This window comes from Ruegeria sp. (assembly GCF_965221235.1).
Taxonomy (GTDB): Bacteria; Pseudomonadota; Alphaproteobacteria; order Rhodobacterales; family Rhodobacteraceae; genus Ruegeria.
Genome location: NZ_CBDCRS010000003.1, coordinates 454,867 through 467,653, shown reverse-complemented (window position 1 = coordinate 467,653; position 12,787 = coordinate 454,867). Strand labels below are relative to the sequence as shown.

The window sequence follows — 12,787 nt, the reverse complement described above, 5'->3', positions numbered from 1 at the left end:
GCTCTCCTGTCGGGCAAAGGTCAGGGCGATGAAGCCCGGCGCTTTGACCGTACTGAACGCGAAAACCAACGCGTTCGACAACACAGAAATACCGACCCAATAGATGAGTGTAACTTAACTATTCCAATCCATTCCAGACCGCATCATTGCAGCAGGCTTTGAGAAGAATGTCGCCCCTGATCGACAAACCATTCGACAATCTCATCCAGCAAGGGATTGTGTTTGGCGGCTTTGTTGACAACCACGTGGTACCCCCGGCTTTGCGGTGGGCAAACCGTCGACAGGGCAACAAGTCGCCGGCTGTGGATTTCGGGATCAATCACAGGCGTCCAGCCAATCGCTGCGCCTTGTCCCTCAATCGCACCGCGGAACACCACATTCGCATCGTCCATGATTGCACCGCTGCTCTCGGTCGGAGTGGCGATACCGGCATATTGCAGCCAGAAGTGCCATTCATCTCGGTTTTTGTAATGCAGCAGCGGGTATTGAAGGATGTCCGACGGGTTCCGCGGCATGCCGAGACGCGCAACAAGAGTGGGGCTGGCAACAGGCACTGCACGGACAGGCAGGATTAACCGCGCCGCACTGTTGTGCATGTCTATGTCACCCCAGATAAACGTCAGGTCAGACTTCTGCTGCAACAGGTTATCGCCGCTGGAATACCCGTTCAGGCGCAGTTCCACATTGGGGAAGTCCTGCCAGAACTGTGTCAGGCGCGGGGTCAGCCACCTGGCCGCAAAGGACGGCCCCGTTGCGATGGTGATAACGGGACGGTCGCTGGTGTGCGAAATCTCGGCCGCCGAGGCTTCGATCATGTCGAACGCGGCGGCGCAGGACCGCATCAGCTTCTGGCCCTTCTCCGTCAATGTCACTTGCCGGGTGCTGCGGATGAACAGCTGTACGCCCATGTCCTCTTCGAGCCGTCGAATGTGGTGGCTGATGGCTGTGGGCGTGACGTGCAACTCGTGGCTGGCCAGTTTGAAGCTTCCAAGTCGTGCGGCGGCCTCAAAGGCTTTTAAGGCGACCAGATTTGGCAGATCACGTTTCATGAGCAGGTTTTATAGACAAGCTGCAATCATCTGAGAAGGGTATTCCGGAAAGCTGTCGCATACGCTCTGGCAGTTGCCTGCGCCGTTCTTCAGGCACCTGTTGAAACGAAAACGCCCGGCCATTTCGGCCGGGCGCTGTGCGGGGTCTGGATCAGAGGCCCCATTTTTCCTTGTTCTGTTCAAAGAAGCCCTGGGCCTTTTTGACCTCAATCCAGTTGTTCACATAGTTGATCCAGATCTGATCGCCTTGCGGTAGGATCATGGCGATGGGCGAGGGTGATCTTGGGCCTGCGTTTTTGACACGAACGACCGGGAATTTCTGTTCCAGAGTCGAGCCTTCGATATTCGACGTGATGAACACATCCGCCCGACCTGCGATGACTTCCTGAAAGCCGCGTGCAGGCGCTTCGACCACTTTGATATCTGCGTTCGGGAACCATTCGCGCACGCGTTTTTCAAAAGTCGTGCCCAGCGTTGTGGCAACTTTGACGCCGGGTTGGTTGATCGACTCGTACCCGTCGAATTTGTCCGCCTTGTCCTTGCTGGTATAGGGGAACAGCTCGACCGAGATGTAGCTGTCCGAGAACCCGGCAACTTTCATGCGCGGCGGAGAGATCGAGGCCGATCCGGTCAGGTGGTACTTGCCAGCAACCACGCCGTTGACCAGCGTTTTCCAGTCAGTTGGCACATACTCGACCTTGACGCCGAGGTCAGCGGCCAGCTCGTTCATGATGTCGATGTCATAGCCTTTATAGCTGTTGGTGGCCGGGTCGCGCAGGGACATCGGGTTCCAATCCCCCGTCGTACCCACCTTCAGGACACCCGAGTCCAGTACCTCGTTCAGGGCCGACTGCGCATGTGCGGCGCCGGTCAGAGCCAGCGCGAACACCGCAGCGGCTGCGGTTTTCCAATATGTTTTCATGTGTTTCTCCCGTTGGTGGCGGTTGGGCCTTGCTGCTGTTGTACCAGTTGATTTAAGCGTAAAGGTAAGGATGACCTCAACAGATTATTCCGCTGTGAATAAAATAAGGGCAGTTCAGCTGATGCCAGACGCCGTGATCGAGCTTGTCGATGTGAATAAGTGGTTCGACACTTTTCATGTACTTAAAAACATCAATCTAACGGTGAACAGTGGGGAAAAGGTCGTAATCTGCGGTCCGTCCGGTTCCGGAAAATCGACCGTGGTGCGCTGTATTAATCAGTTGGAGAAACACCAGAAAGGCACCATTCGCGTCGATGGGGTCGAGCTGACGGATAATCCCAAATCCGTGGCGACGATCCGATCCGAGGTCGGCATGGTGTTTCAGCAATTCAACCTGTTCCCCCATCTGACGGTGCTTGAGAACCTGACACTCGGGCCGATCAAGGCCCGTGGCCTTAGTCGCAAAGAGGCCGAGGAAAGAGCGCGCCACTATCTTGAACGCGTCCACATTCCGGACCAGGCAGACAAGCGCCCGATCCAACTGTCCGGTGGGCAGCAACAGCGCGTGGCAATTGCCCGGTCCCTATGCATGGAGCCGCGGGTGCTGCTGTTTGACGAACCGACCTCGGCGTTGGACCCCGAAATGATCTCTGAGGTGCTGGATGTCATGGTTGAGCTGGCACAGGAGGGCATGACTATGGTGGTCGTCACCCACGAAATGGGTTTTGCCCGCAAAGTGGCCGACAAGATGATCTTCATGGATGCCGGTGAGATTGTCGAACAGGGCAAGCCGGAACATTTCTTCACCAATCCTGAATCGGAACGGTGCCGGAAATTCCTCAGCCAGATCTTGCAGCATTAGGTGGCAGCGATGAAAAAACTTCTGATGATCGTGCCTCTGCTGCTGTTGACGGGCTGTTCGTCCTCACAGACCTGGGGCTGGTATGTGATCGACCCAACGACAGACTCGGGCTGGACCAATGTGAAATTCCTGATCTCGGGCATGGGCGCGACCATTCAGATCTCGCTGATCGCCGCAGTTCTGTCTATCGTTATCGGCTTGCTGGTGGCTCTGCCAGGGCTTTCGGAAAAACGCGCTTGGCGGTTGGTGAACCGCGTCTATGTCGAATTCATCCGCGCCATTCCGCTGCTGCCCATGTTGTTCTGGGTATTTTACGGTTTGCCGATTGTGTTTCAGTCGATGGGAATGAACATCCCAATTGACCCGTTTTGGGGTGCAATCATCACGCTGGCCATTTCCGACAGCGCCTTTACGGCGGAAATCTACCGCGCTGGCATTCAATCCATCGCGCGCGGTCAGCGCGAAGCGGCGCAGACCATCGGGCTGAACTATGTGCAAACCATGCGCTATGTGATCCTGCCGCAGGCGATCCGCCGCATTCTGCCGCCTCTTGCGAACCAGTTCATCTACATCGTTAAAATGAGCGCTTTTGCCAGCGTCATCGGAATGCAGGAACTGACCCGCCGCGCGAATGAGCTGGTGGTGACCGAATATCGCCCACTGGAAATCTACACGCTGTTGATCTTTGAATACCTGATCCTGGTTCTGATCATCAGTGCGGGCGTGCGCTGGCTGGAACGCCGCATGGGCGCGGATGAGCGCGGATAAGGAGGCTTCAATGGACTGGAAAGACTTTATGGCGGAAACCGAAGCCAACATCGGGACCTTCTCAAAAGAGGTGCCGGAAACGGTCCGGGGCTTCGGCATCATGGGCAAGGCCGCTAAGGCCGATGGCGTGCTGAGTGAAAAGACCAAAGAGTTCATCGCCCTCGGGATCGCCGTGGCGACACGATGCGACAGTTGTATCGGGTTCCATGTCAGGTCGCTGGTGCGTCTAGGGGCCACGCGCGAAGAGCTGTGCGAGGCGCTGGCTATGGCAACTTACATGGGCGGTGGCCCTTCCTATGCCTATAGCGCCAAGGCGCTCAAGGCGTTCGACACATTCTCGGAGTAGACACATGCGCCCCGATCTGGCCGGAGCTAAAGGGTTCATCCGCAATTGCTGGTACGTTGCCGGTCGCAGCGAGGATTTTGACCGTACGCTCAGCGCGGTACGGATGCTGGATGAAGAGATCGTCATTTACCGCGACACAAAGGGCAAAGCGGTCGCTTTGGAGGATGCCTGCCCGCATCGCAAATTGCCTTTGTCGCGTGGCACGGTCGAAGGCGACCACGTGGTCTGCGGCTATCACGGGCTGACCTTTGGTTGCGGCGGCGAATGCGTCAGCGCGCCAACCCAGTTGGACAACCCGCCGCGCCGAGCCGCCGTGTATGCCTATCCGGCCGAGGATCGTTGGGGCTTTCTGTGGCTGTGGATGGGTGACCCGGCACAGGCCAGCACGGATGACATCATCGACATCCCCAATTTCGACAACCCGGACTGGGGAAAAACCCAAAAGGGCGCAATGGAGATGGCGTGCCATTACCTATACATCATCGACAATCTGCTGGACCCGAGCCATGTGGCATGGGTGCATCTGACCTCATTCGCGGGGGCAGGCACCGACAACCGGCCGCTGGATATTGAGGAAACGGATGAGGGCGTGATCGTCTCTCGATGGATCGCGGATGAGCCCGCGCCGCCCTATTACGCGCCGATCCTGCCCTTTGGCCCCAATTGCGACCGCAAGCAGCACTATGAATGCCGATTGCCCTCAACCGCGGTCAATATGTCGGTCTACACCCCGACAGGAGAAGGTGGGGCCGATCGCGCTCTGTCGCCGAATGCATTCGTGAATATCTCTTATAACTTCATCACGCCGGTCGATGGCGACACCTCGCGCTATTTCTGGTTCCAGCATCGCAATATGCACGCTGATGATGCGGCGATGTCTCAGCGGATGTTCGACGGCGCCGTGATGGCGTTTAACGAGGATAAAGACGTGCTGGAATATGTTCAGACCGGCATGGCGCGGCGCAAAACCGGGTATATCAATCTGGGTCTGGATGCGGGTGCAATGCGGTTCCGGGCTCGGGTTGCCAAACGGATCGCCGAGGAAGCCGATATCTGACTCAGCTGGCCGAAAGCCGCCCGTTCGCGCCCTGTCCGACCTGTTGTTCCGGTGCGTCGAATACAGCTTTGACCGAGGGGTAACGCGCCAGAACCTCCGCTCCTCCGGGGATGGTCTCGGGCCGTAGAACGCCTTTGTCCCAAACGGCGACCCCATCGACCCGGATAGTCGGGTCCAGCACGTTCAACGAGATCTCTCCCGGTGCATAGTCGCCGCATGTGTGGAAATGCAGCAGCCGGGGGTTGCCAAAGGCCGACCCGCTCCAACGTTCAAAACTTTGGCTGGCCGGGGCGGTAAAGGCGCAGCCCGGATGGATCCCCGCATGCCACGAATGCATTGTCAGCGGATCAAGACCGAACATCTCACCAACCTTTGCATAGTGCATTTCAGCACAATGCACATCCATCGGATGGCCAGAGAACCCGCTAAGCGTGTTGTCCTTGAAGTGAACCGCAAGAGGTTCGCGCAGCGTGCAGCCGTAGGGATCATAGAACTTTGACCCGGTACCAACCAGAAATCCGTCCTGGATCAAGGTGCCGGAAAACCCCTGAGCCGGAACCGGTGCAAACACCGACATAGGAAAGCGCACCACACTGACATCAGCGGCTTTGGCCTTGGGGAACTGTGCGCCGGGGCCGCTGAAATCGGTTCCCAGTTGGCAGGTGACATGGATATGTTCGGCCGCAGACATCAACCCATTGACTGCATTCTTAAGTGCGACGAACCCGGCATAGTCTGCACGGCCAAAGCCGGACGCCAGCATCTCAGCATCCAGCGCATAGGACATGATTGGATGGATGTGGTGCATCGCTGCGTTGAACCGGACCTGATCCCCAGTGCGGGACAGGAACAAAGTACGGTCGGCGGTCTCCATCTCGCGGATCAGAGCGTCGGGCAATTCCGTCCCCATCGGGTCAAACGGAAGGGTCTGAACGGTGGTTTCGATCTGCCGGGACCGTGCGCATTCCAGAATCGCGTCACAAATTCCGGCGTCGTAATAACCAAGGGCAGGGTCTTCGCGCAGCACCAACAGGCGGTCGCCCGCGGCCAGGCCACCACATCTGAACAGTAGATTTTCCGCGCCCGCGTGCAGGTCCTGAGTGTTCATCTCGGCAGCTTTCAAAAAGGAACTTATGGGTTTTACACCCTTCACGTTCCCGTGATCCACAAAAATGTCGCGTCGCGGAAAAAATTTACTGACACTCCTGACTGCTGCGTTCATATGGTCGGGTCATCACAGACAGGAGACGCCGCAATGAGCGCTTGGATCGAAATGGTCTCGGACGAGAAGGCCGAGGGCCGCCTGAAAGAACTGCTGGATAAGGCGCGCACTCCGCATGGAACCGTCGACACCGTGATGCGGGTCCATTCGCTGCGGCCCGAGACGATGAATGGCCATGTCACTCTGTACCGTTCGGTCTTGCATTCGCAGGACAATGTGCTGCCTTTCTGGTTTCTGGAGGTGGTGGCCAGCTACACCTCGATCCTGAATGATTGCACCTATTCGCTGACTCATCACTTCATGAATGTGCGCAACCTGCTCAAGGACCAGCCACGCAGCGACCGCATCTTTGTGGCGCTCAAGGCGCAGCGCCCCGAGAATGAGTTTGAGGGCAAAGAGCTGGCGCTGCTGCGCTATGCTGCAAAGCTGACGACCGATGTGGGTAAAATGGTCAAATCGGACTTTGAAGCACTAAAGATCGAGGGCTGCTCGGATGGCGAAATCCTCGAAGTGAATCAGGTTTGCGCGTATTTCAACTATTCGAACCGGCTGCTGAACGGATTGGGGGCAACCACGGACAATGATGTGATCGGCTATTACAAGGCCGAGGACTAACCCTCAGCCGATTAGCGAGCAGACAGAATCCAATCGCGCACGATCTTCGCCTCCGGGGTCAGGGGTCGGGATTTCGACCAGACCAGATAGAAACCCTTTCCCGTCGACCAGGCCCACTCCTGATGCGCGGCCAGCATGCCCTTCTGCACCAGCGGTGCGACAATGTGATGCCAGCCAAAGGCAAACCCTTCGCCCGCCATCGCGGCCTGAAGAACCAGAGTGTAATCGTTCAGGCGCAGGCCGGTATGCGGGGTAACTTCGGTGATGCCAAAGGCCTGAAACCATTGCTGCCAGGTCGGGCGCTCGCGGATCGGTTCTTCAAGATGGATGAGCCGTTGGCTGAGGAGGTTTGGCACGCTTCTTAGGGTTACAGCCGCCGCCATGACTCGCGGTGCGGCGACGGGATAGATCACCTCTGGCGCGATCAGCTGCGCGTCGCAATCAGGCCAGTTGCCATCACCCAGACGCACGGCAAGACTGATGGTTTCGACGGTCAGGTCAGGCTCGCGGTCGCTGGATTGCAGGCGTAGGTCGATATCCGGGTGGGTCTTTTGGAACGACGCAATGCGCGGGACCAGCCAATAGTTGTTAAAGGCCGACGAAGCGCTGAGCGTCACGTGATCATTGCTGGCGAATTGCCGGATTGAAGCCGCGGAATCGGCCAGTATCTCGAAGGATCGAGTGACGTCGGAAAACAGACGGTTCCCGGCATTGGTTAGGGTGATCTTGCGATGATCGCGCCGGAACAGGATTACCCCCAGCGATGTCTCCAGTTGTTTGATCGAGGCGCTGACCGCCGGTTGCTGAACGTTCAACTCATCTGCAGCTTTGGTGAAAGACCCTGTGCGTGCGGCGGCCTCGAAGACCACAAGATGACGGGGGGATGCGAGCAGAGACCAGAGTTTTAGCATAATTTCAGATTATGCAAAACATCACTATTTTCAACCGTCACAGAATACCAGATCATTATTATGACTATGCGCGGAACATTGGGGGAAAGGGTCAGCAATGGCACGTCGCGCGCGGAATTCCAGAAACCGTCAGAACACGCAAACAGCGGCCCCCTATATCCAACGTCAGGCTGCGTATTATGATCTGTTGGACGAAGAGCAACTGGTTCGCCTGGAACAGCAGGTGGACTGGATATTGCAGGATATCGGCATCGCGTTTCGCGACGATCCCGAAGCGCTGGACCTTTGGCGGCGCGAGGGTGCCCGGATCGAAGGTGACATCGTGCGCGCGCCTGCGGACTGGATTCGCAACCTGTGCGCCAAGGCTCCGTCTGGATTCACGCAGCTGGCCCGCAACCCCGAGCGGTCGGTTCGGATTGGCGGGCGAAATCAGGTCTTCGCGCCCATCTACGGCGCTCCTTTTGTGCGCGATCTGGAAGGCGGGCGGCGCTACGGCGACATCGCGGCGTTTCAGGATCTTGTCCGCCTGACCTATCTGCACCCAAATCTGCATCACGGTGGCTTTGTCACCTGCGAGCCCTGCGATATTCCGGTCAGCAAGCGGCATCTGGATATGCTGTTGGCCCATATGACCCTCAGTGACAAACCGCATCTGGGCGCCATCACCGAGATGAGCCGGGCGCAGGACAGTGTCGACATGGCCGAGATCGTGTTTGGGGCCGATGTGATGGCGGAAAACTGTGTCATCATGGGCAATGTGAACACCAATTCTCCGCTGCTGGTGGACAAGGTCGTGACCGAGGCGGCACGGGTCTACAGCAGCCGGGGGCAGGGCATGGTCGTGGTGCCGTTTATCCTGTCTGGCGCGATGGGGCCTGTGTCGACGGCGGCCTCGGTGGCGCAGGCGATGGCCGAAGCGATGATGGTCTGTGCATATATTCAACTTATCCGACCCGGTGCGCCATTCGTTCTGGGAAATTTCCTGTCGTCGATGTCGCTCAAGTCCGGCGCACCGACATTTGGGATGCCCGAGCCTGTGATCTCGAACTATGCAATCGGCCAACTGGCGCGCCGCGCGGGTCTGCCCCTTCGCTGCGGCGGCTCGCTCACGGCGTCAAAGATCGAAGATGCGCAGGCCGCCTATGAAAGTGCGGACTCGATGCATTCGACCATGCTGGCAGGCGCGAATTTCGTGCTGCATTCGGCAGGCTGGCTTGAGGGCGGGCTGTGCACTGGTTTTGAAAAGCTGATCATGGATGCAGATCGGCTTGGTTCCTATCAGAAGGTGCTGAGCCTCGGGCTGGATACCTCGGACGAAGCGCTGGCCCGCGATGCCTATGCCGAGGTAGGCGCGGGAGGTCACTTCCTGGGCTGCGGTCACACCATGCGCCATTATCAGGACGCGTTCTACGAACCCGCGCTGAGCCACAGTGAGAATGTCGAAAGTTGGGAAGACGAAGGGGCCAAAGACATGCGCACCCGGGCGTATGAGCGCTGGAACAAAATGCTCAGCGAATACGAAGAACCGCCGATGGACATAGCGCTGCGCGAAGCGTTGGAGGAGTTCGTCGCCAAACGCAAAGAAAGCCTGCCCGACGCTTGGTACTGACCGAAATCGTATGTGCGAAGCATGGGCTAAATGCCTTTGACCTAGGGCGGATGAGCGTCGCCTTGTAGCAGTTATTGCGCAACTCAGTGATTCTACTTTAGGAAGAAACGCTCCGCCCGCATCAACGCCTAATTGTTGCCGTATTTCTTTGCCAATCAAATCTGAATTGATTGATTTGAGGGAGTTTTCGCATGCCCAAGCCAAACAAGGGTGGAGACAGCAATTACATTTCCGGCAACAAGCGTGACAATGTTCTGACCGGCACCAATGCTGACGAGGTTCTGGACGGAAAGGGCGGCGATGACCGCCTGATCGGTGGCGGCGGCGACGATACTATTTTGGGTGGATCTGGCTTTGATACGGCCGTGTTCGCGTATACCCGCGACGCCTATGACGTTACTTTGCTCAGCGATGGGCGCATTCAGATTTCAGGCCCCGAGGGGACCGACACGATCTCGGATGTGGAACAGTTTGAGTTTGCCGATATGACCCAATCTGCGGCTGAGGTCATTCAGCCTCGGCTGGCCAATCTGACCGTTGAAAGCCTGATGGTAGATGACACTATCCTGTCACCCGGAGAAACGACCGCGATCAATGTGAACATCACATCGGACGGCGTGATCGACGCGCCCGAGGCTACGGTCGATCTTTTGATCGCATCCGCCCCGGATGACGGCGCGGTTATTGGTACCTTAGACACTGCTATGCTGGGGTCGACCGCCACTGGCAGTACAGGCGCAGTTTCATTCTCATTTGACCCTGGGACGCTGGAGCCGGGGACTTACTGGGTTGCGGCGCGTGTGGACAGCGCCAACGATCTGGACGAAGAAAACGAAGCGGACAATCAAACCGAATGGGTACAGATCACCGTCGAAGCGCCGAAGGCCGATCTGCAACTTGTGTCCGCAACTGTTAACGGCAGTTCTGATTTAGAGCTGGAAGGCGGTGCCAGAATTCAGATGGATTACGTCATCCATGATGCCTCAAATATGGATGTCGCGGGCTATACCGTCTCAACCTATGTGTCTGCCGATGCCACCCTTTCCGCCGATGATCAGCAGATCGCGGTTGTCACGGGCGGCAGTGATCCCGGAATGACAACAAGCCCCTCCGCAACGCATTGGCTGCCCGAGGATTACGCGCCGGGCGACTACTATTTGATCAGCGTTGTGGAATGGCACGACGGCACCGCGGATACACACCCCGACAACAACACGATCGTGCAAACAATCACTCTGACGCCGCCGCCCGAACCTGTGGTGGACATCGCCGTCAATTCGGTCAGCATCGGCAACTCATCCGATCTCGATCTGGGGCCGGATGGCGATTTCTGGGGGCCGACCGGAGCGCAGCTTGATCTGAGTGTTGAGGTGTCCAACCTGGGCAGCGATCCGGTGTTCAACGCCGGGTTCACCGCTTACCTCTCGACAGACGGAACCCTGTCGGCTGATGACATCGCTATCTGGAGCGGGTCTACAACCTTGCATATCGGCGGAACCGCAACACTCACAGCGGCCGTCAATATCGACGGCAACGTCCCGGCCGGAGATTATCAGGTCATTCTGGTGTCAGATACGGAACCGGACATTGATCCCAGCAACAACAGCGCCAGTGCCGGTGTGACCTTGGTAGGCGGTGTCGCAACCGGGACTGAAGCAAACGACATTTGGACCAGCAGCCCGGGCGGAGACACCTTGGACCTGCTGGGCGGCGACGACATTGCCTTTGCCGGGCCGGGCTTTGACAGGGTAGATGGCGGCGCAGGTTACGACACGCTCGACTTTTCTTCCAGCAGTCAGGGTGTGGGGCTGTATTTTGCCGAATTCAATTCGCAGGAACTGATCGAATATTCAATCGACCTTGGTCCAACGCTCTCGACCTATTCAAATTTTGAGCAGATTGTCCTGAGCGATCATGATGATCAGGTGGATCTGTCTGGCAGTGCCGTGCGCGATCTGGATGCTGGAACCGGCAACGACCTGATCATCGGAAGTTACGGGAATGACATCATCGACGCCGGTGCGGGTGATGACTTTGTTTTCGGGAATGCCGGGGATGATTTGTTGATCCTGGGCGAAGGAAACGATCAGGTCGGGATCATTCGGCACACGTCCGGCGACGGGGTCTCGGGCTTTGGGCATGACGTTGTCGACGACTTCGATTTCAACTTTGACACGGTGGTCATTCAGGTTGATTTCGGGGAAACATATGACCCCATGCTGGACCTCGTTCAGACGGATGAGGGCGCATTGCTGCAATATGCAGACGACTCCAGCCTGTTGCTCAGCGGCGTTGATGTTGACGATCTGGACATCAGCGATTTCCTGATCATCGAAGAACAGGGGCCGGTTTCTGTCGGTGGTTTCCTCTGATCAGGCCACGCCGCGCGTGACCCGGAACCGGTTATGGGCCTGGCGGTCATTGCGCGGCGTCGACCCGAATTGCTCGGCATAACGTCGCGACATGGCGGCTGCATTGGCATAGCCGACCGCATAGGCAATCGAGGTGAGCGTTTCCTGTGTGTGGATCACAAGCTGCCGCGCCGTACGCAGGCGAAGCTGGCGATAGTATTCGGCGGGGCTTTGGCCCAAAGTCTGACGGAAACTGCGTTCCAGGTGGCGGGCCGACACACCCACCTGACGCGCAACCTCGCGGGTTGTCAGGGGGAAGGCAAGGTTTTCGGAAAACAGAGCAATTGCGCCCGAGACGATGTTTGGCAGATGATCTGCCGTATCGTCAGTCTGGAAGGTCGGCGTCTTTTGCGGAATGTCCGGGTTGCGGATCGCGGAATGCTGAAACCAGCAGGCGACTTCTGTCATGATGGCGCTGCCAAGGGTGGCCTCGACCATATGCAGGGCAAGATCAAACGCCGAAGCCGCGCCCGAGGCGGTACAGCATCTGTCAGTAATGGCGATCACATCATCCGTGATGTCAATCTGTGGAAACTCAATCTCGAACGTGGTGCGATACAGCCAGTGAACCGAGCAGGTCTGACCATCCAGAACACCCGATCGTGCCAAAGGAAACACGCCGCCGCTGACCGCGCAGAGCGTGGTGCCATGCCGAGACAAGTACCGTAGCTTGCCGGTTGCGGCCTTGAGATCAGACAACACTCCGTCGGGTTCCGACAGGATAACCAGAAAATCAACCTGCGGCAGGTCAGACAGGGCGGCATCCACGTCGAACTCAATTCGGGCGCTGGAGCAGACCCGCGCGCCATTCTCTGAAACCAGTGTCCAGGAGAACATGTCCCGCCCCGAGATCTCGTTAGCAGCCCTCAGCGGTTCGATCACCGAGGACAAGCAGGCCATCGGGAACCCGGGCAGCAGAAGAAAGCCAATGGAAATCGGCGCGCGACCGTTGTCTTTCAGGGGTATTGAGATCTGGTGCATGCCAGCCTCTGAAATATGCGGGTTGCAGATATAT

At 57.6% G+C, this 12,787-nt stretch carries 12 protein-coding genes; 7 read left to right on the top strand and 5 right to left on the bottom strand.

The annotated features are described in order from the left end of the window. Positions 1 to 143: 143 nt before the first annotated feature. Both ACOQOY_RS02565 and ACOQOY_RS02560 read right to left on the bottom strand, forming a co-directional pair. Positions 144 to 1,049: a LysR substrate-binding domain-containing protein gene (locus ACOQOY_RS02565; protein WP_420583921.1), complete on the bottom strand. Its 906-nt coding sequence runs from the start codon at positions 1,047 to 1,049 to the stop codon at positions 144 to 146. Positions 1,050 to 1,200: 151 nt separating this feature from the next. Next, positions 1,201 to 1,971 carry a transporter substrate-binding domain-containing protein gene (locus tag ACOQOY_RS02560; protein WP_420583920.1) on the bottom strand — a complete coding sequence of 257 codons (771 nt, stop codon included), beginning with the start codon at positions 1,969 to 1,971 and terminating at the stop codon, positions 1,201 to 1,203. Between the two features lie 121 nt (positions 1,972 to 2,092). Here ACOQOY_RS02560 and ACOQOY_RS02555 point away from each other — a divergent pair, with 121 nt between their 5' ends. From ACOQOY_RS02555 to ACOQOY_RS02540, 4 genes are read left to right on the top strand one after another with little or no spacing between them, the layout of a single operon-like run. Beyond that, positions 2,093 to 2,833, top strand: coding sequence for an amino acid ABC transporter ATP-binding protein (locus ACOQOY_RS02555; protein ID WP_420583919.1), 741 nt, complete (start codon positions 2,093 to 2,095; stop codon positions 2,831 to 2,833). Positions 2,834 to 2,842: 9 nt separating this feature from the next. After that, positions 2,843 to 3,601: an amino acid ABC transporter permease gene (locus ACOQOY_RS02550; RefSeq protein ID WP_420583918.1), complete on the top strand. Its 759-nt coding sequence runs from the start codon at positions 2,843 to 2,845 to the stop codon at positions 3,599 to 3,601. A gap of 10 nt (positions 3,602 to 3,611) precedes the next feature. Next, positions 3,612 to 3,947 (top strand): carboxymuconolactone decarboxylase family protein, encoded by a 336-nt coding sequence (locus tag ACOQOY_RS02545; protein ID WP_420583917.1) that lies wholly within the window; start codon positions 3,612 to 3,614, stop codon positions 3,945 to 3,947. Positions 3,948 to 3,951: 4 nt separating this feature from the next. Next, positions 3,952 to 5,004, top strand: a complete 1,053-nt coding sequence (locus ACOQOY_RS02540) for a Rieske 2Fe-2S domain-containing protein (RefSeq protein WP_420583916.1) — start codon at positions 3,952 to 3,954, stop codon at positions 5,002 to 5,004. A gap of 1 nt (position 5,005) precedes the next feature. Here the strand turns inward: ACOQOY_RS02540 and ACOQOY_RS02535 are convergent, their stop codons facing one another. After that, entirely contained in the window at positions 5,006 to 6,112 is a 1,107-nt protein-coding gene (locus tag ACOQOY_RS02535) for a hypothetical protein (protein WP_420583915.1), read from the bottom strand. 147 nt (positions 6,113 to 6,259) lie between these two features. On the opposite strand from ACOQOY_RS02535, the gene ACOQOY_RS02530 reads away from it, so the two are divergent. After that, positions 6,260 to 6,841 carry a carboxymuconolactone decarboxylase family protein gene (locus ACOQOY_RS02530; RefSeq protein WP_420583914.1) on the top strand — a complete coding sequence of 194 codons (582 nt, stop codon included), beginning with the start codon at positions 6,260 to 6,262 and terminating at the stop codon, positions 6,839 to 6,841. An 11-nt stretch (positions 6,842 to 6,852) separates the two neighbouring features. Here the strand turns inward: ACOQOY_RS02530 and ACOQOY_RS02525 are convergent, their stop codons facing one another. Further along, positions 6,853 to 7,752, bottom strand: a complete 900-nt coding sequence (locus ACOQOY_RS02525; RefSeq protein WP_420583913.1) for a LysR substrate-binding domain-containing protein — start codon at positions 7,750 to 7,752, stop codon at positions 6,853 to 6,855. 97 nt (positions 7,753 to 7,849) lie between these two features. On the opposite strand from ACOQOY_RS02525, the gene ACOQOY_RS02520 reads away from it, so the two are divergent. Both ACOQOY_RS02520 and ACOQOY_RS02515 read left to right on the top strand, forming a co-directional pair. Next, a complete protein-coding gene (locus ACOQOY_RS02520; RefSeq protein ID WP_420583912.1) occupies positions 7,850 to 9,361 on the top strand; it encodes a trimethylamine methyltransferase family protein in 1,512 nt (503 codons plus the stop codon). Positions 9,362 to 9,552: 191 nt separating this feature from the next. Then, on the top strand, positions 9,553 to 11,733 hold the full coding sequence (locus tag ACOQOY_RS02515) for a CARDB domain-containing protein (protein WP_420583911.1): 2,181 nt from the start codon (positions 9,553 to 9,555) through the stop codon (positions 11,731 to 11,733). Here the strand turns inward: ACOQOY_RS02515 and ACOQOY_RS02510 are convergent, their stop codons facing one another. Next, on the bottom strand, positions 11,734 to 12,753 hold the full coding sequence (locus tag ACOQOY_RS02510; protein WP_420583910.1) for a GlxA family transcriptional regulator: 1,020 nt from the start codon (positions 12,751 to 12,753) through the stop codon (positions 11,734 to 11,736). It lies immediately after the preceding gene. Positions 12,754 to 12,787 lie beyond the last annotated feature (34 nt).

Excerpts from the sequence above, each read along its gene's own strand:
- ACOQOY_RS02515 (WP_420583911.1), top strand. The coding sequence starts at position 9,553 with ATGCCCAAGCCAAACAAGGGTGGAGACAGCAATTACATTTCCGGCAAC.
- ACOQOY_RS02545 (WP_420583917.1), top strand. The coding sequence starts at position 3,612 with ATGGACTGGAAAGACTTTATGGCGGAAACCGAAGCCAACATCGGGACC.
- ACOQOY_RS02510 (WP_420583910.1), bottom strand. The coding sequence starts at position 12,753 with ATGCACCAGATCTCAATACCCCTGAAAGACAACGGTCGCGCGCCGATT.
- ACOQOY_RS02550 (WP_420583918.1), top strand. The coding sequence starts at position 2,843 with ATGAAAAAACTTCTGATGATCGTGCCTCTGCTGCTGTTGACGGGCTGT.
- ACOQOY_RS02525 (WP_420583913.1), bottom strand. The coding sequence starts at position 7,752 with ATGCTAAAACTCTGGTCTCTGCTCGCATCCCCCCGTCATCTTGTGGTC.
- ACOQOY_RS02565 (WP_420583921.1), bottom strand. The coding sequence starts at position 1,049 with ATGAAACGTGATCTGCCAAATCTGGTCGCCTTAAAAGCCTTTGAGGCC.
- ACOQOY_RS02535 (WP_420583915.1), bottom strand. The coding sequence starts at position 6,112 with ATGAACACTCAGGACCTGCACGCGGGCGCGGAAAATCTACTGTTCAGA.
- ACOQOY_RS02520 (WP_420583912.1), top strand. The coding sequence starts at position 7,850 with ATGGCACGTCGCGCGCGGAATTCCAGAAACCGTCAGAACACGCAAACA.
- ACOQOY_RS02530 (WP_420583914.1), top strand. The coding sequence starts at position 6,260 with ATGAGCGCTTGGATCGAAATGGTCTCGGACGAGAAGGCCGAGGGCCGC.
- ACOQOY_RS02555 (WP_420583919.1), top strand. The coding sequence starts at position 2,093 with ATGCCAGACGCCGTGATCGAGCTTGTCGATGTGAATAAGTGGTTCGAC.
- ACOQOY_RS02540 (WP_420583916.1), top strand. The coding sequence starts at position 3,952 with ATGCGCCCCGATCTGGCCGGAGCTAAAGGGTTCATCCGCAATTGCTGG.
- ACOQOY_RS02560 (WP_420583920.1), bottom strand. The coding sequence starts at position 1,971 with ATGAAAACATATTGGAAAACCGCAGCCGCTGCGGTGTTCGCGCTGGCT.